Genomic DNA, 16580 nt, shown 5'->3' on the forward strand with positions numbered 1-16580 from the left:
CCAGCGTCGCCGAAAATCGCGCCGCTTGATCAGGCCGTATCACCCAAAATCCCGCATAGCTCCTGGACGGCCGGATCGAGAGCCTGCTGATCATCGCCGCCCCGCGCAGTCTGGGTGAGATGCGCCGCAGCTATCACACAAAGCTGCAGGATGTGCTGGTCGGTGAGATCGACAAGGTGCTGACCGGCGCCAGCGAAGATGAGATCGAAAAGGCCATCTCGGCGGCCTGAGGCCAGGATCTGACAATCTGCGGGCACCCGGATCTCTGAGGTCCGGGTGTTTGCATTTGTAAGTATCGGGTCGCGGCCCTGTCGGAATGCGAAAACCCCGCCGGACCCTGGAGGTCCGACGGGGTGCTGTCTTCTTTATCGCAGCGCGCGCCTTTGCCTTAACCGGCGGTGGGTCGGTTCGCCGGATATACGCCCAGCACTTCGAAGCGGCTTGCGAAATAGCGGATTTCTTCCAGGGCGCGGGCGACATTGGGGTCGTCGGGATGGCCCTCAATATCGGCAAGGAAAGCGGTGGCGGTGAAATTGCCGCCAACCATATAGCTTTCCAGACGCGTCATGTTCACGCCATTGGTCGCAAAACCACCCATGGCTTTGTAAAGCGCGGCGGGAATGTTGCGGACCTGAAAGATGAAGGTCGTCATCATTTTGCCCGAACCGCGACGGCTCAGGTCACGCTCAGGCGACATCACCACGAAGCGGGTGGTGTTGTTGGACTGATCTTCAATGCCGCTGGCAAGGATCTCGAGGCCATAAAGCTCTGCGGCCAGAGCCGGCGACAGCGCTGCAAGGCTGCGGTCGGTCTGGGCGGCCACGGCCTTGGCCGAGCCTGCGGTGTCAAAGCCGGTGATGGTTGAGATGTTATGCTCGCGCAGGAATTTGCGGCACTGGCCCAGCAGCACCGTATGGCTCATGGCCTGGCGGATCTCAGAGAGTTTGGTCCCCGGCAGGGCCGAGAGCGCGATCTCTACCCGCACAAAGGCCTCATCAATGATGAAGAGGCCGCTTTCGGGCAGCAGGCTGTGCATATCGGCGACGCGACCATAGGTAGAGTTCTCCACCGGCAGCATGGCCAGATCGGCATCGCCGCGGCGCACTGCGTCAATCGCATCCTGAAACGTATGACAGGGGAGCACTTCCATCCCCGGACGCGCGCGGCGGCAGGCCTCGTGAGAATAGGCCCCGAGTTCACCCTGAAATGCTATCCGCCCGCTCATTCGTGTCATCCCTGCCAAAATTTCGTCAAGCCTCCGGCCCTCTGCGCGTCTACACCTTGAAACAGGAGGGGGGAAGCGGGTATAGGCCCTTCAAGGGAAAGCCAAGCGGAGAAGCCAGAATGTTTGACACGATGACAGTGACCAAGGCCGGCGGTGCGCTTTGCGGGTCGCTTCTGGTGTTCCTTCTGGGAAGCTGGGCCGCATCTGCACTGTATACCACCGGCGGTGCAAAGCACGGCGCGGATGAACTCGTGCAGGGTTATAAGATCGACACCGGCGCAGATGAACCGGCGGAAGCTGCTGAAGAAGGCCCGGCCTTTGCAGATCTCTATGCCGCTGCTGATCCGGCAGCCGGTGAGAAAGTCTTTGCGAAATGCCGCGCCTGCCACAAGCTGGACGGCAGCAACGGCACCGGCCCGCACCTCGATGGTGTTGTGGACCGCCTGAAAGCCTCGGTCGGCGGCTTCAACTATTCGGACGCGCTCAAAGGCATGTCCGCAGAGCCGTGGTCGCCGGAAAACCTCGACAAGTTCCTGGCCAGCCCGAAAGGCTATGCGCCGGGCAACAAAATGTCCTTTGCCGGTCTGCCGAAAGCCGAAGAGCGCGCAAACCTGATCAAATATCTCTCGACCGTGACCGGCGGCTGATCGCCCCCACACATCGGGATTTCCCAAAGACGCCGCCTCTGCAACAGAGGCGGCGTTTTGCTTTCGCATTTGTGTCCGGCGCTTCTGCAATCGCTGCTTGAGAACCCTTACCGCCAGAGGATAGGGTCGCTGCAAAGGCATAAGATCAGGAGCAGCGCGAATGGGCATCTTCCGGCGGGGATCACTTGTTCTGGCGGGGCTTTTGCTCTCGACGCTGCCGCTCAGGGCTGAGGTGCTGGTCAGCCATGGGATCTCGACTTTCGGCGACCTGAAGTATCCGGCGGATTTTCCCCATCTGGAGTATGTAAACCCCGATGCCCCCAAGGGGGGCGAGATCTCGGTCTGGTCGTTCGGCGGCTTTGATTCGATGAACCCCTATTCGGTCAAAGGCCGCGCCGGGGCGCTGTCTTCGGTGTTTTACGAATCTCTGCTGACCGATGTGGCCGATGAGACCGGGTCGGCCTATTGCCTGCTTTGTGAGAACCTCGAATATCCCCCCGGCCGCGAATGGGTGATCTTCAATCTGCGCGAGGGGGCGAAATTCTCAGACGGAAGCCCGCTGACCGCAGAGGATGTCGCTTTTTCGTATGAGCTTTTCCTGACCAAAGGATTAACGGATTTCCGCACCGTGCTGGCGCAGCAGGTGGAAGGGGTCGAAGTGCTGGGCCCGCATCGGGTGAAATTCACGTTCAAGGCGGGCTTCCCGACGCGCGATCTGCCGCAGACCGTGGGCGGTCTGCCGGTGCTGTCGAAAGCGCAGTATGAGGCTTCGGGCGGCGATCTTGAGGAGGGGAGCACGACACCCTTCCTCGGCTCGGGGCCTTATGTTCTTGACCGGATGGAGATGGGCAAGACCCTGACCTATAAGCGAAATCCCGACTATTGGGGTGGGGAGCTGCCGATCAATAAAGGGCGCGGCAACTTTGACCGCATCCGCATCGAATATTACGCCGATTACAACGCCGCTTTTGAGGGCTTTAAGGCCGGAAACTACACCTTCCGCGATGAGGCCTCTTCGATCACCTGGGCCACGGGCTATGACTTCCCGGCGGTGACCTCGGGCGCGGTGAAAAAGGTGCAGTTGCCCTCGGGGACCAAGGCCTCGGGGCAGGGGTTCCTGATCAACCTGCGGCGTGAGAAGTTCCAGGACCCGCGCGTGCGCCAGGCGATCGGCCTGATGTTCAACTTCGAATGGTCCAATGAGACGCTGTTTTACGGGCTTTATGAGCGGGTAAATTCGGTCTGGGAAAACTCAGTGCTCGAAGCGACCGGCGTGCCTGGTCCGGAGGAAGTGGCGGTTCTGAAGCCGCTGGTTGACGAAGGGCTGTTGCCGGAAGCGATCCTGACCGAAGAGGCGGTGATGGCGCCGGTCTCGGGTGAGCGGCAGCTTGATCGCGGCAATCTGCGCAGGGCCTCAGCGCTGCTGGAAGAGGCAGGCTGGGTGGCCGGGGCAGATGGCATCCGGCGCAATGCGAAGGGCGAGACCCTGAAGCTTGAGATCCTCAACGACAGCCAGACCTTTGATCGGGTGATTCTTCCTTACGTTGAAAACCTGCGCCGTGCGGGAATCGATGCGACCATGACCCGCATCGATAACGCCCAGCTTGAGGCACGTGAACGGCCCCCGGCCTATGACTTTGACATGGTGGTCGGCAATGCCCGCGCCTCGCTGATCCCCGGTGCCGAGCTGAAACAGTTCTTCGGCTCTGAAACGGCGGATGTTTCGGCCTTCAACCTGATGGGGCTGAAGAGCAAAGCCGCTGACCGCCTGATTGAGCAGGTGATCGCCGCGACCACGCGCGAAGAGATGGAGACCCGCACCCGCGCCCTCGACCGTGTGCTGCGGCGCGAATATTTCTGGGTTCCGCAGTGGTTCAAAGCCGATCACACCGTCGCCTATTACGATCTCTTCGGCCATCCCGAAGTCCTGCCGCCCTTCTCGCGTGGCGAACTCGACTTCTGGTGGTATGATGAGGAAAAGGCGGCGGCCGTGAAGGCTGCCGGCGTGCTGCGGTAAGGATCAATGGCCGGTTATCTGTTACGTCGTCTGGCGCTGGTGATCCCGACGCTCTTCGGGATCATGCTGATCAACTTTTTCCTGACCCAGCTGGTGCCGGGCGGTCCGATCGATCAGATCACCGCACGGCTTGAGGGGCAGGGCGATGTCTTCCGCAATATCGCAGGCGGCGGCGATGCGCCTGCTGCCGGGGCAGAGGGCTCGGGCTATCAGGGCGCGCGCGGTTTGCCGCCGGAGTTTCTTGATAAGCTGGAAGTGCAGTTCGGCTTTGCGCGGATGGTCTGCGGACCAACGGCGGAAGATCCTTCAGCCAGTTCCTGCGTGAAAGAGGCGATCCCGATGTGGGAGCGCTTCTTTATCATGATGGGGCGTTACGCCAGCTTCGATTTTGGTGAAAGCTATTTCCGCTCGATTTCAGTGGTGGATCTGGTGCTGGAGAAAATGCCGGTCTCGATCAGCCTTGGCCTCTGGTCAACGCTGATTGCCTATCTGGTCTCGATCCCGCTGGGCATCCGCAAGTCGGTGAAAGACGGCACGGCCTTTGATACCTGGACCTCCGGTATCATCATCATGGCCTATGCGATTCCCGGCTTTCTCTTTGCCATTCTGCTGATCGTGGTCTTTGCAGGGGGCTCTTATTATCAGTGGTTCCCGCTCAGGGGGCTGACCTCTGATAACTGGGAGAGCCTGAGTGTCTTTGGGAAAATCAAAGATTATCTGTGGCACATCACGCTTCCTGTGCTGTCCTCGCTGATCGCAAGCTTTGCCACCCTGACGCTTCTGACGAAAAACTCATTCCTTGATGAGATGCGGAAGCAATATGTCATGACTGCCCGCGCCAAGGGGCTGACGGAAAGCCGCGTGCTTTATGGTCATGTCTTTCGCAATGCCATGCTGATCGTGATTGCGGGCTTTCCGGGGTTGTTTCTCTCAGTCTTCTTTGGTGCTTCGCTGATTATTGAGACGATCTTTTCGCTCGATGGTCTGGGGCGGATGGGCTTTGAAGCGGCAGTGGCGCGGGATTATCCGGTGATTTTCGGCACGCTTTTCGTCTTTGGTCTGATCGGGCTGGTGGTCGGGATTCTCTCGGATCTGATGTATGTCTGGGTGGATCCGCGCATCGACTTTGAGAGCCGGGGGTAATCATGGCACTGTCCCCCCTGAACCAGCGCCGCTGGCGCAATTTCAAGGCGAACCGCCGGGCCTTCTGGTCGCTGATCCTGTTTTCCGGGCTGTTCCTCCTTTCGCTCTTTGCGGAAGTCATCGCCAATGACAAACCGCTGCTGGTGAAGTTCCGCGGCGAATACCGCGTGCCGATCGCCACCTTTTACTCTGAGCGCGATTTCGGTGGCGATTTCGCCACCGAGGCCGTCTGGCGCGACCCGGAGGTGCAGTGCCTGATCGCCACCGGCGGGGCAGAGCTTTGCCTTGATGCGCCTGAGGAGGCTCTGGAGGCGGCGAAAACCGGCAGCATTGACGGCCAGCCGGTTGAGCCGGGCTGGGCGATCTGGCCGCCGATCCCCTTCAGCTACAACACCATTTCAGATCTGGGAAAACCGGCTCCTTCGGCGCCGGATGGCCAGCACTGGCTTGGCACCGACAACACGGCCCGTGATGTTCTGGCCAGGGTAATTTATGGCTTCCGCCTCAGCGTGGCCTTTGCCCTGGTGGTGACGCTGGCGACCTCTGTTCTCGGGATCGCGGCGGGGGCTGTGCAGGGCTATTTCGGCGGCTGGCTGGATCTGATCTTCCAGCGGGTGATCGAGCTTTGGGGCTCGGTCCCCTCGCTTTACATCATCATTATTGTGGCAGCGATCTGGCCGATGAACTTCTGGCTTCTGGCCGGTCTGATGACCCTCTTTGGCTGGACGGCCCTTGTGGGGGTGGTGCGGGCAGAGTTTCTGCGGGCGCGGAACTTTGAATATGTCCGCGCGGCGCGGGCTTTGGGCGTGCGCGACCGCACCATCATGTTCCGCCATGTGCTCCCGAATGCCATGGTTGCCACGGTCACCATGCTGCCCTTTGTGGTCACAGGCACGATTGCCGGTCTGGCCGGTCTGGATTTTCTGGGCTTTGGCCTTCCGGCCTCGGCCCCCAGCCTTGGGGAGCTGACCCTGCAGGCCAAGCAGAATCTTCAGGCCCCCTGGCTCGCGTTTACCGCATTTTTTACTTTCGCCCTCATGCTCAGCCTTCTGGTGTTCATTTTTGAAGGCGTGCGCGATGCGTTTGATCCCCGAAAGACTTTCCGATGACGGATGCGCCGCTTCTGCAGATCGAAAACCTGACCGTCTCCTTCCGTCAGGATGGACGCATCGTTCAGGCCGTGCGCGGCGTCAGCTTCGCGGTGGGCCGGGGTGAAACCGTGGCCCTCGTCGGCGAATCCGGCTCGGGGAAATCGGTCAGTTCGCTGGCCGCGGTCGGGCTTTTGCCGGACAGCGCGACGGTTGACGGCTCGATCCGCTGGCGGGGCGCTGAGATGGCGGGTGCCTCGCCTGAGGTGCTGCGCAAACTGCGCGGGAATGAGATCAGCTTTATTTTCCAGGAGCCGATGACCTCTCTGAACCCGCTGCACACCATCGAGCGGCAGATCGGTGAGGCCCTGGCCCTGCATCAGGGGCTGCGCGGCGAGGCGGCAAGGGCAAGGGTGCTGGAGCTGCTGACCCGGGTGGGTATCCGCGATCCTGAAGGCCGCCTGAGCGCCTATCCGCATCAGCTGTCGGGGGGGCAGCGCCAGCGCGTCATGATCGCCATGGCCCTGGCCAACGGGCCTGAGCTGCTGATCGCCGATGAGCCGACCACGGCGCTGGATGTGACGATTCAGGCGCAGATTCTGGACCTTCTGGCCGATCTGAAGCGCGCTGAAGGGTTAAGCATGCTCTTCATCACCCACGATCTGAACGTGGTGCGCCGCATTGCTGACCGGGTCTGCGTGATGGAAAAGGGCGTGATTGTAGAGCAGGGGCCCGCCGCTGAGGTGATGTCCCGCCCGCAGCACCCCTATACGCAGAAACTCCTGGCGGCGGAGCCTTCGGGCAGGCCCGCGCCGCTGACGGCTGAGGCCGCCGAAGTTCTCTCGACAGAGGGGCTTCGCGTCTGGTTCCCGATCACCAAAGGCTTTTTGCGCCGCACGGTCGGCCACGTAAAGGCGGTCAATGCCGCAAGCCTGCGGCTTCATGCCGGCGAAACGCTTGGTATTGTGGGGGAATCGGGGTCCGGGAAAACCACCCTTGCTCTGGCGATCCTGCGGCTGACGCGGTCGGAAGGCCCGATTGTGGTCCTCGGCCGCGAAATCCAGGGGCTGTCGGAGGATGCGCTGCGCCCGCTGCGGCGGCAGATGCAGATCGTGTTTCAGGATCCCTTCGGCAGTCTCTCGCCGCGTATGACCGTGGGTCAGATTATCGCTGAGGGTCTTGGCGTTCATGGCACGCCCGACGGGCGCGGGGCCGATGAGGTGGTGGCAGAGATCCTGGGTGAGGTCGGTCTCGACCCCGCCATGGCAAGCCGGTATCCGCATGAATTTTCGGGCGGCCAGCGGCAGCGGATCGCCATTGCCCGCGCCATGGTGCTTCGCCCCTCGGTGCTGGTGCTGGATGAGCCGACTTCGGCCCTTGATATGACGGTGCAGGTGCAGATTGTCGATCTGCTGCGCAATCTGCAGGCGCGCTACGGTCTGGCCTATCTGTTCATCAGCCACGATCTTCGGGTGGTGCGGGCCATGTCGCATCGCATCATGGTCATGCGGGCAGGGGATGTCGTCGAAGAGGGCAGTGCCGAGGATATCTTTGAGCGTCCCTCGACGGAGTATACCCGCGCCCTGATCGCTGCCGCTCTGGGCTGAAGGGGGCGCCGGGTGAAAATTCTGTTTGTTCATCAGAACTTCCCCGGCCAGTTCCTGCACCTCGCGCCGGAATTGCAGCGCCGCGGCCATCAGGTCCTGGCGCTGACCGATGCCGCCAATACCCGCCCTTCACCGGTCCCGGTTGCGCGCTATCGTGCCCCGTCTGAACCGGCGGATCCTGCGGCCTGCCGGTTGGGGCGGGCCTATACAGAAGCCTCCGATCGCGGCGTGGCGGTGGCCCGCGCCGCGCGGGCGCTGCGCGACCGGCATGGGTTTGTGCCCGATGTGATCTTTGGTCACTCCGGCTGGGGCGAAACCCTGTTTCTGAAAACCGTCTGGCCTCAGGCGCGGCTGCTGGTCTATGCGGAGTTCTTTTATCAGGCGGAAGGGGCGGATACCGGATTTGATCCGGAGTTTGAGACGCGGCCGGATTTTGAACGCGCGATCGTGACAGAGGCGCGCCGCACGCATCTGGTGATCGCGCTCATGGGGGCAGATGCGGCGCTCTCTCCGACGCAGTGGCAGGCCTCGACCGTGCCGCCCGCGCTGCGCGACCGGGTTGAGGTCATCTTTGACGGCGTGAACACGGATCTGGTTCGTCCCGATCCGGTGGCCACGCTCACTTTACCCGATGGCACGGTGCTTCGTGCCGGGGATGAGGTGCTGAGTTTTGTGAATCGCAACCTTGAGCCCTATCGCGGCTGGCATATTTTCGCCCGTGCCCTGCCTGCGGTGCTGGCGGCGCGGCCTGGGGCGCGGGTGGTCATCGTGGGTGGTGAGGGCACATCCTATGGTCCGCCGCCGCCCAACGGCAGTTGGAAAGATGTTATTTTACAGGAACTTGAAGGGCGCCTTGATCTGTCGCGAGTGCATTTCACCGGCAAGCTGCCCTATGCGGATTTCCTGCGACTGATGCAGGTGACGCGGGTGCATGCCTATCTGACCTATCCCTTCGTGCTCAGCTGGTCGATGGCCGAGGCCATGGCCGCCGGGGCCATGGTGGTGGCGTCAGACACGGCGCCGGTGCGGGAATTTCTGACCGATGGTGTCACGGGCCGGCTGGTCGATTTCTTCGACGTGCCCGGCTGGAGCGCTGCTTTGACAGAGGCGCTGGCCGATCCGGCGGCCCAGGTGCCGCTGCGGCGTGCAGCGCGGGCGTATATGGTTGCGACTTACGATCTGCAGCGGCGCTGCCTGCCGCAGATCGTCAGCTTTGTCGAAGGTCAGACTCTGCCGCGCGCACCGCGCAGCGAGAGGAGCGCCACCACACCGATCAGCGCTGATCCCAGCATCACCAGTTGAAGCGGCAGGGGAGAGGTCGCCCCGGTCAGAACCACCCCGGCCAGCGCCGAAAGTGCTGCACCGCCCCCGATGGTCAGCGCCGCCCCCAGCCCCGAAGCCGAGCCGATCAGGTCGGCGCGCACGGACATCATGCCCGCCGAAGCCGAGGGCAGGGCCAGGCCGTTGCCAAGTCCGACCAGCGGCATCAGGCCAAAGATCGTCAAAGGTGAGTGGATCCCGATGAGCGAGGTGATCACCATGACCGACACCCCGGCCAGGGTGATCATATTGCCGGTCACCACCATTTTCAGTATGCCGACTTTTCCCGACAGCCGGCCGGAGAGGAAATTCCCCACCAGATAGCCGATGCCAGGAGCGGCCATGTAAAGCCCGAGGGTTGAAGGCTCCAGGTGATAGACCCGGCTGCCGATGATCGGCGCACCGCCCATGAAGCAGAAAAATGCCCCGGAGGTGGCGGCAGCCGCCACCGCATAGCCCCAGAAGCGGCCTGATTTCAGCAGCACCGGATAGGCCCGCAGCTGCGCGCCCATGGTGGCCTGTCGCACCTGCAGCGTCTCTCCGAGATCGCGCCAGACCAGAAACAGCACCAGACAGCCCAGCAGCGACAGCGCATGAAGGCTCGCCTGCCAGCCGAAGGTCTCCCCCAGAAGCCCGCCAAAGGTCGGCGCCAGCATCGGCACCAGCGACATCGCCATGGTCACATAACCGATCATCGAGGCGGCCTGATCTGCGGGCACCATATCGCGCACAATCGCCCGGCTGAGCACGATGGCTGAGGCGATCACCGCCTGCAGCATCCGGCAAAAAAGGAATGTCCCCATGGTCGGAGCAAAGGAGGCTGCCACTGAGGCGAGAATGAAGATCACCGCGCTGATCAGCAGGATCGGCCGGCGGCCATAACGATCGGCCAGCGGCCCGATAACCAGCTGCATCACCCCACTGACCGCCAGATAGAGCGAGACGGTCAGCTGTGCCCGGGCGGGCGTGGCATTGTAATGCTCTGCCACCGCCGAGAGGTTCGGCAGAAAGATGTTCATCGTCGCCGCTGAAACCCCGGCCATGAGGATCAGCGTGCCGATATGAGGCGGGGTCCGGGGGTTCAGAAAAACCGCTTTCGGGCGAGAAATCTCAGTCATGCCTTATCGCTACGCCCTGCTGCAGTGCTTGTCGAGGGATCTCAGGGGCGGGGCGCTGAAATGCGAAGGCTCCGGCCTCAGCGGGCAAAAATCATGCTCTCAATCAGCGCGACCGCCGCCTCACCATCGGGCAGATCGCCACTCAGGGCGGTGCGCAGATAGACCCCGTCGATCAGAGCGCCGGTGGCATCGGCCAGTTCCGTTGCGCGGGCGCCGGTCAGCGGGCGCAGGCAGAAGAGCAGGTTAGACTGCAGGCGACGCTCATAAATGGTCAGGAGGCGGCGGGCCTTGGGCACGGCCCGCGCCATGACCCAAAAGGTCAGCCAGGCGGAAATCACCTCACGGCGAAAGTTCTGCGGACCAAAGCTGGTTTGCAAAATCACCCGCAGCCTTTGGGCCGGATCCTCAAGGCCGAGCAGAGCGGCCCGGATCTCAAGCCCGTACTGCGTCAGCACATCGCGCATGGCGGCCAGAAGGATCTCTTCTTTAGAGCCAAAGTAGTGATGGGCGAGGGCTGAGGAAACGCCGGCGCGGCGGGCGATCTGGCTGACCGTTACGTCCAAAGTGGACGAGGCCCCGATCTCTTCGATCGCGGCTTTAATCAGTGCAGCCTTTCGTATAGGCTCCATCCCGAGCCTGGGCATCGGCATCTCCTGCAGAATCGCCCAGACTAGATAGCCACATCTTTATTGACTCGTCAATCAACAAAAAAACGACCCGGAGAAATTTATGATCCTGCGCCGCCTTCTGATCGCCACCGCCCTGATCGGCACCTCTGCTCCTGTCCTTGCGGCCGGCTGCGATAAGATCACCCTGTCAGAGCCCGGCTGGACGGATATTGCGGCGACCACCGCTTCGGCGGCCGTGATTCTCGAGGCGCTTGGCTATGAGACCGAAACCAAGGTCCTTGCCCTTCCGGTGACTTTTGCGGGCCTTGCCAAGGGCGATCTGGATGTCTTTCTCGGCGCCTGGATGCCGACCATGGAGGCGGATCTCGGTCCCTACCGCGACAAGGGTGAAATTGACGTGGTGCGCACCAATCTGACCGGCGCGAAATATACCCTTGCCACCAATGAGGCGGGTGCGGCGCTCGGGATCAAAGATTTCGCGGATATCGCAAAGCAGAAAGACGCGCTGGACGGCAAAATCTATGGCATCGAGCCGGGCAATGACGGTAACCGCATCATCCTGGACATGCTTGAGAACGACGCCTTTGGTCTGAAGGGCTTTGAGATCGTTGAAAGCTCCGAGCAGGGCATGGTGGCGGAGGCCTCGCGGGCGACGAAGTCGGGCAAGCCGATCGTCTTCCTGGGCTGGGAGCCGCATCCGATGAACGCCAATATGGCGCTGACCTATCTGACCGGCGGTGATGATCACTTCGGCCCCGATTTCGGCGGCGCCGTGGTCGACACCACCACGCGGAAGGGCTATGTGGCTGAATGCCCGAACACCGGGAAATTCCTGAAAAATCTGGAATTTACCCTGGGTATGGAAAACGAAATCATGGGCGCGATCCTCAATGACGGCGCGGAAAGCCGTGATGCGGCGAAAGCCTGGCTGAAGGCCAATCCCACAGCCTGGGAAGCCTGGCTGGACGGCGTGACCACCAAAGACGGCGGCGATGCCAAAGCCGCTGTGGCCGCTGCGCTGAACTGATGCGACCGGCCTCAGGCGGCGCGCTGCGCCGCCTGAGGGCTGACGGGAACGGATGGAATGGACTGGATCACCGGAACGAAAATCCCTGTCGGTAAGACCGCCAAGACGGTCTTTGACTGGATGACTGAGAATCTGACGGGGGTGTTCGACGCCATCGCCGCCGGCCTGGAAGGCATGATCGCGGTGATTCTCGCCTGCCTGACGCTGCCACCGGATGCACGCCCCTTTTCGGGGGCTTATGAGGTACTTTATCCGGCGGAGTTTCATCCGCTGCTGGTGATCGCGGGTTTTGTGGCGCTGACCTGGGCGCTGCAGCGCAGTTGGAAACCCTGCCTGCTGGTGGCCCTCGGTTTTCTCTTTGTCCTTAACCAGGGCTATTGGAAGGCCACGGCCGAAAGCCTGACCCTGATCCTTTCGGCCTGTGTCGTCTGCATGGCGATCGGCGTGCCTTTGGGGATCGCAGCGGCGCATCGGCCAAAGCTTTACCGCTTTATGGCGCCGGTCCTGGATCTGATGCAGACCCTGCCCACTTTCGTCTATCTTATTCCGGCTATTGTTTTTTTCGGGCTTGGCATGGTGCCGGGGCTTATTGCCACGGTGGTCTTCGTGCTGCCCGCGCCGATCCGGCTGACGCGGCTTGGGGTGGTCTCGACCCCCCCGGCGCTGCTGGAGGCGGCAGAGGCTTTCGGGGCCAGTCCCTGGCAGAAGCTGCGCAAGGTGGAACTGCCCTCGGCCTGGCCGCAGATCATGGCGGGTCTCAATCAGACCATCATGCTCTCGCTTTCCATGGTGGTGATCGCGGCGCTGGTCGGGGCCAATGGCCTTGGTGTGCCGGTGGTGCGCGCGCTCAATACCGTCAATACCGCGCTTGGCTTTGAGGCCGGGCTGATCATCGTGGTGGTGGCCATCGTGCTCGACCGCATGCTGCGCACAGGAGCGAAATGATGAAACCGGTGGTGGAATTTGACCGCGTCTCGGTGGTCTTCGGCGATCGGGAGACCGAGGCTCTGGCGCTGATGGATCAGGGCCTGTCGCGTGAAGAGATCAAAGCCCGCAGCGGGGCGGTGGTGGGCGTGCATGACGTCAGCCTGACGGTGCATGAGGGGGAAATCCTTGTTCTGATGGGGCTTTCCGGCTCGGGGAAATCCACACTTCTGCGGGCGGTGAACGGGCTTTTGCCGGTCGCGCGGGGGGAGGTTCGCCTGCGCCATCAGGGAAAAATGCATCCCGTCAGCCGCGCCACCGGGGGCGATCTGCGGGCGATCCGGCGGGAAAGCGTCTCGATGGTCTTTCAGCAGTTTGGCCTGCTGCCCTGGCGCAGCGTGACCGAAAATGTGGCCTTCGGCCTGGAGCTTGCGGGCATCCCTGAGGCAGAGCGGCGTGAAAAGGTGCGCGCGCAGCTGGATCTGGTGGGCCTCACTGACTGGGCAGATCGCAAAGTCAGTGAGCTTTCAGGCGGTATGCAGCAGCGGGTGGGGCTGGCGCGGGCCTTTGCCTCAGAGGCGCCGCTTCTGCTCCTTGATGAGCCGTTCTCGGCGCTCGATCCGCTGATCCGAAGCCGGTTGCAGGATGAACTTCTGGCGCTTCAGGCGCGGCTGAAGCGGACGATGATTTTCGTCAGTCATGACCTTGATGAGGCTTTCCGCATGGGCAACCGCATCGCCCTGATGGAGGGGGGGCGGCTGGTGCAGGTCGGCACGGCGGCAGAGATTGTGGCCGCACCGGCAACTCCGGGTGTGGCGGAGTTCGTCTCTCACATGAACCCGCTGGATGTGCTCTGCGCCCGCGACCTCGCCGAGCCGGGGCTTGCCGGAGAGGGGGTGCCGCTGGAAGGGGCGACCCCGATCCGCAAAGTCATGGATCGTCTTTTGGCGGCCGAAAGCCCGGTCCCTGTGGTGCAGGGCGGGGCGCTGATCGGGGCCGTCAGCCCCCGGGCTGTGCTTGCAAGGCTGGCGCGGGCTGCCTAAGACTTCGCTTTGCAAAGCCCGCATAGGGATTTGCAAAGGGGGGCGGAATGGCGGTTCAGAAACTCTATGCCGGGGCTAAGCTGCGCGAGATGCGCAGCCGTATGGCCCTGTCACAGAAGGCTTTTGCAGAAAAGCTGGGCATCTCTCTGCCCTATCTGAACCAGATGGAGCACAATCACCGTCCCGTCTCAGCGGGCGTTGTGCTGCGGCTGGCGCAGGAGTTCGGTTTCGACGTCACGGAACTGACCACCGGCGATACCGAGCGGCTGCATTCGGATCTGCGCGAGGCGCTGTCTGACCCGGTTTTCACCTCCGGCGTGCCGGCCCAGGCGGATCTGCGGCTCGTGGCCTCCAACGCGCCGGCGGTCGCGCGGGCGCTGCTGGATCTGCACCGCGCCTATCGTCAGGCGCATGAGCGGCTGGCCTCTCTCGATGAGGCTCTGGGGCGCGAGGATCGCCACGCTACCCCTTCGCCCTGGGAAGAGGTGCGTGACTTTTTTCACTACTGCGACAACTACATAGACGCCGTTGACCGCGCCGCTGAGCGTTTTGCCCGTGAGGCGGAGGGGCAGGATCTGGTTGCCGTGGCGGCTCAGGCGCTGGCCCGGCACGGCATCACCCTCGAGATCCGCGACAGCGCTTTGGTGCGGGCCTATGATCCTGAAACCCGCGTTCTGACCATCGCCGCCCGCGCCCCGGAAGCCACCCGGCGCTTTCAGCTGCTGCATCAGCTGGCGCTGCTGACCCAGGATGAACTGCTGGAGGCGATGCTCGATCTTGCCCGCTTTCAGACCCCCGAGGCGCGGGGCATCGCCAAGATCGGTCTTGCGAATTATTTCGCCGGGGCTGCGCATCTGCCCTATACCGCCTTTCTGACCGCCGCGCGTGAGATGCGCCATGATCTGGAACGGCTGGCCGATCACTTTCAGGCCTCGATTGAGCAGGTGGCCCACCGGCTTTCAACCCTGCAGCGGCCGGGCATGAAGGGCATTCCCTTCTTCTTTGTGCGCGTCGATCAGGCCGGCACCATCACCAAGCGCCATTCCGCCACGCGGCTGCAGTTTGCCCGCTTTGGCGGCGCCTGCCCTCTCTGGAACGTCCATCAGGCTTTTGAGACGCCGGGCCGCTTTCTGCGCCAGCTGGCTGAGACGCCGGATGGCGTGCGCTATCTCTCGCTCGCCCGCGATGTGACGAAATCGGGCGGAAGTTTTGCCGCGCCGGTGCGCCGCTTTGCGATTGGTCTGGGCTGTGAAATCAGCCATGCGGCCCAGGTGGTCTATTGCGACGGGCTGGATCTTTCGGGCCGCTTTGAGCCGATCGGAATCTCCTGCCGGATCTGCGAGCGGCCCGACTGCCACCAGCGCTCGGTCCCGCCGCTGGAGCGCCGTCTGGTTGTCGATCCGGACCGGCGCGGCGTGCTGCCTTATCAGATCGCGCCCTGAAATCACCGCCACCGGCATGTTTTTGCTGCGCCGCCGCAAGAAAAGCGGCGGCTCTCTGCAGAACCCACGCGGTTGTGTTATCTTTCCCCTTTTAAAATAGGTAAAAAGGGCGCAAATGCGCCGCCGAAGCGGCCTGTCCGCAAAAAAGAGTTGAGCAGTCTTTGATGGAAACCGAAGCCCTTGCCATGGCGCAGGAGATTGATTTCTCCCTGATCGCGCTTTTCGCCCGTGCCACCCTGACCGTGAAGCTGGTGATGCTTCTGATGATCGGCATGTCGATCTGGTCCTGGGCGATCATCATCCAGAAAGTGATGCTCTATCGCAAAGCCCGCGCTGAGGCGCAGCAGTTTGACGCGGCTTTCTGGTCGGGCGAGCCGCTGGATGAGCTTTATGAGGCTCTGGGCCCGGAGCCGCAGGGTGCCTCTGAGCGCATCTTTGCTGCCGGTATGACGGAATGGCGCCGCAGCCACCGCCATGACGGAGCCCTGATCGCGGGTGCACAGGCGCGGATCGACCGGGCCATGGATGTGGCGATTGCACGCGAATCAGACGTGCTGAACCACTCGCTTCAGGTTCTGGCGACCACCGGGGCGACCGCGCCTTTCATCGGTCTTTTCGGGACCGTCTGGGGGATCAAACACGCCTTTGAGGAAATCGCGATCGCCAAGACCTCTGATTTCGCGGTTGTGGCTCCGGGTATCGCTGAGGCACTTCTGGCGACGGCGATCGGCCTTGTCGCCGCAATCCCGGCTGTTGTGGCCTATAACAAGCTTTCGGCTGACAGCGAGCGGATCACCGGCAATTACGGTGCCTTCGCGGATGAGTTCTCGACCATCCTGTCGCGCCAGCTTGATTCGGCGGCCTGAGCCATGGGTGGCGGTGTCGTTCAAAAAGGCGGTGGCGGCGGACGTCGCCGCGGGCGCCGCTCGGGCGGCGGCAGCCGTCCGATGGCTGAGATCAACGTCACACCCTTTGTGGATGTGATGCTGGTGCTGCTGATCATCTTTATGGTGGCAGCGCCGATGATGACCGTGGGGGTTCCGCTCGAGTTACCAAAGACGGCTGCGCAAAGCATGCCGACGGAGCAGGAAGAGCCGCTGACCATCTCGCTCACCGCGGACGGCGGTCTGACCATTCAGACCACGGCTGTCAGCGATGAGGAACTGATTCCGCGCCTGCAGTCGATCATGACCGAGCGGCGCTCGAACAAGCTCTTTATCCGTGCGGATAACGGCGTGAATTACGGTCGCGTGGCGGAAGTCATGGGCGCGTTGCAGGCGGCGGGCTATACCAGCCTCGGGCTTGTGACCGATCCCAATGGTCCGCGCTTCGGGGCAACGGGCGGCTGAT

The 16580-nt window shown here is 62.5% G+C and carries 16 protein-coding genes; 13 read left to right on the top strand and 3 right to left on the bottom strand.

The window, feature by feature from the left end:
- The first annotated feature begins 74 nt into the window (after positions 1–74).
- A complete protein-coding gene (locus EP867_RS13815) occupies positions 75–230 on the top strand; it encodes a baeRF12 domain-containing protein (RefSeq protein WP_277749366.1) in 156 nt (51 codons plus the stop codon).
- 158 nt (positions 231–388) lie between these two features.
- Here EP867_RS13815 and EP867_RS13820 read toward each other — a convergent pair whose 3' ends face one another.
- Positions 389–1225 (bottom strand): prephenate dehydratase, encoded by an 837-nt coding sequence (locus EP867_RS13820; RefSeq protein ID WP_128490076.1) that lies wholly within the window; start codon positions 1223–1225, stop codon positions 389–391.
- A gap of 119 nt (positions 1226–1344) precedes the next feature.
- Here EP867_RS13820 and EP867_RS13825 point away from each other — a divergent pair, with 119 nt between their 5' ends.
- The 6 genes from EP867_RS13825 (at position 1345) to EP867_RS13850 (ending at position 9029) form a co-directional block, all read left to right on the top strand.
- Positions 1345–1872 (top strand): c-type cytochrome, encoded by a 528-nt coding sequence (locus tag EP867_RS13825; RefSeq protein ID WP_128490077.1) that lies wholly within the window; start codon positions 1345–1347, stop codon positions 1870–1872.
- 160 nt (positions 1873–2032) lie between these two features.
- On the top strand, positions 2033–3889 hold the full coding sequence (locus tag EP867_RS13830) for an extracellular solute-binding protein (protein ID WP_128490078.1): 1857 nt from the start codon (positions 2033–2035) through the stop codon (positions 3887–3889).
- Positions 3890–3895: 6 nt separating this feature from the next.
- Positions 3896–5032 carry a microcin C ABC transporter permease YejB gene (locus EP867_RS13835; protein WP_128490079.1) on the top strand — a complete coding sequence of 379 codons (1137 nt, stop codon included), beginning with the start codon at positions 3896–3898 and terminating at the stop codon, positions 5030–5032.
- A gap of 2 nt (positions 5033–5034) precedes the next feature.
- Positions 5035–6141, top strand: coding sequence for an ABC transporter permease (locus EP867_RS13840; protein ID WP_128490080.1), 1107 nt, complete (start codon positions 5035–5037; stop codon positions 6139–6141).
- Entirely contained in the window at positions 6138–7727 is a 1590-nt protein-coding gene (locus tag EP867_RS13845) for an ABC transporter ATP-binding protein (protein ID WP_128490081.1), read from the top strand. The genes EP867_RS13840 and EP867_RS13845 overlap by 4 nt, the downstream gene beginning before the upstream one ends.
- Before the next feature lie 12 nt (positions 7728–7739).
- Positions 7740–9029, top strand: a complete 1290-nt coding sequence (locus EP867_RS13850) for a glycosyltransferase (protein ID WP_128490082.1) — start codon at positions 7740–7742, stop codon at positions 9027–9029.
- On the opposite strand, the gene EP867_RS13855 is transcribed toward EP867_RS13850, so the two are convergent.
- Complete coding sequence (locus tag EP867_RS13855) at positions 8951–10165, bottom strand: multidrug effflux MFS transporter (RefSeq protein ID WP_128490083.1); 1215 nt, start codon at positions 10163–10165, stop codon at positions 8951–8953. The two genes, EP867_RS13850 and EP867_RS13855, sit on opposite strands and share 79 nt — an antisense overlap.
- Before the next feature lie 77 nt (positions 10166–10242).
- Positions 10243–10809: a transcriptional regulator BetI gene (gene betI, locus EP867_RS13860; RefSeq protein ID WP_128490084.1), complete on the bottom strand. Its 567-nt coding sequence runs from the start codon at positions 10807–10809 to the stop codon at positions 10243–10245.
- Between the two features lie 85 nt (positions 10810–10894).
- On the opposite strand from betI, the gene choX reads away from it, so the two are divergent.
- The 6 genes from choX (at position 10895) to tolR (ending at position 16579) form a co-directional block, all read left to right on the top strand.
- Positions 10895–11821, top strand: a complete 927-nt coding sequence (gene choX / locus EP867_RS13865; RefSeq protein WP_128490085.1) for a choline ABC transporter substrate-binding protein — start codon at positions 10895–10897, stop codon at positions 11819–11821.
- Between the two features lie 57 nt (positions 11822–11878).
- Positions 11879–12766 (top strand): choline ABC transporter permease subunit, encoded by an 888-nt coding sequence (gene choW, locus EP867_RS13870; protein WP_128490086.1) that lies wholly within the window; start codon positions 11879–11881, stop codon positions 12764–12766.
- Positions 12766–13788 carry a choline ABC transporter ATP-binding protein gene (choV, locus tag EP867_RS13875; RefSeq protein ID WP_128490087.1) on the top strand — a complete coding sequence of 341 codons (1023 nt, stop codon included), beginning with the start codon at positions 12766–12768 and terminating at the stop codon, positions 13786–13788. Before choW ends, choV begins: the two co-directional genes overlap by 1 nt.
- 47 nt (positions 13789–13835) lie before the next feature.
- The gene (locus EP867_RS13880; protein WP_128490088.1) at positions 13836–15230 is read left to right on the top strand and encodes a helix-turn-helix domain-containing protein; all 1395 of its coding nucleotides are present in this window, start codon (positions 13836–13838) and stop codon (positions 15228–15230) included.
- A gap of 164 nt (positions 15231–15394) precedes the next feature.
- Entirely contained in the window at positions 15395–16096 is a 702-nt protein-coding gene (tolQ, locus tag EP867_RS13885; protein WP_128490089.1) for a protein TolQ, read from the top strand.
- 3 nt (positions 16097–16099) lie between these two features.
- Complete coding sequence (gene tolR / locus EP867_RS13890; RefSeq protein ID WP_128490090.1) at positions 16100–16579, top strand: protein TolR; 480 nt, start codon at positions 16100–16102, stop codon at positions 16577–16579.
- Position 16580 lies beyond the last annotated feature (1 nt).

Source organism: Falsigemmobacter intermedius, assembly GCF_004054105.1.
GTDB classification, from domain to species: domain Bacteria; phylum Pseudomonadota; class Alphaproteobacteria; order Rhodobacterales; family Rhodobacteraceae; genus Wagnerdoeblera; species Wagnerdoeblera intermedia.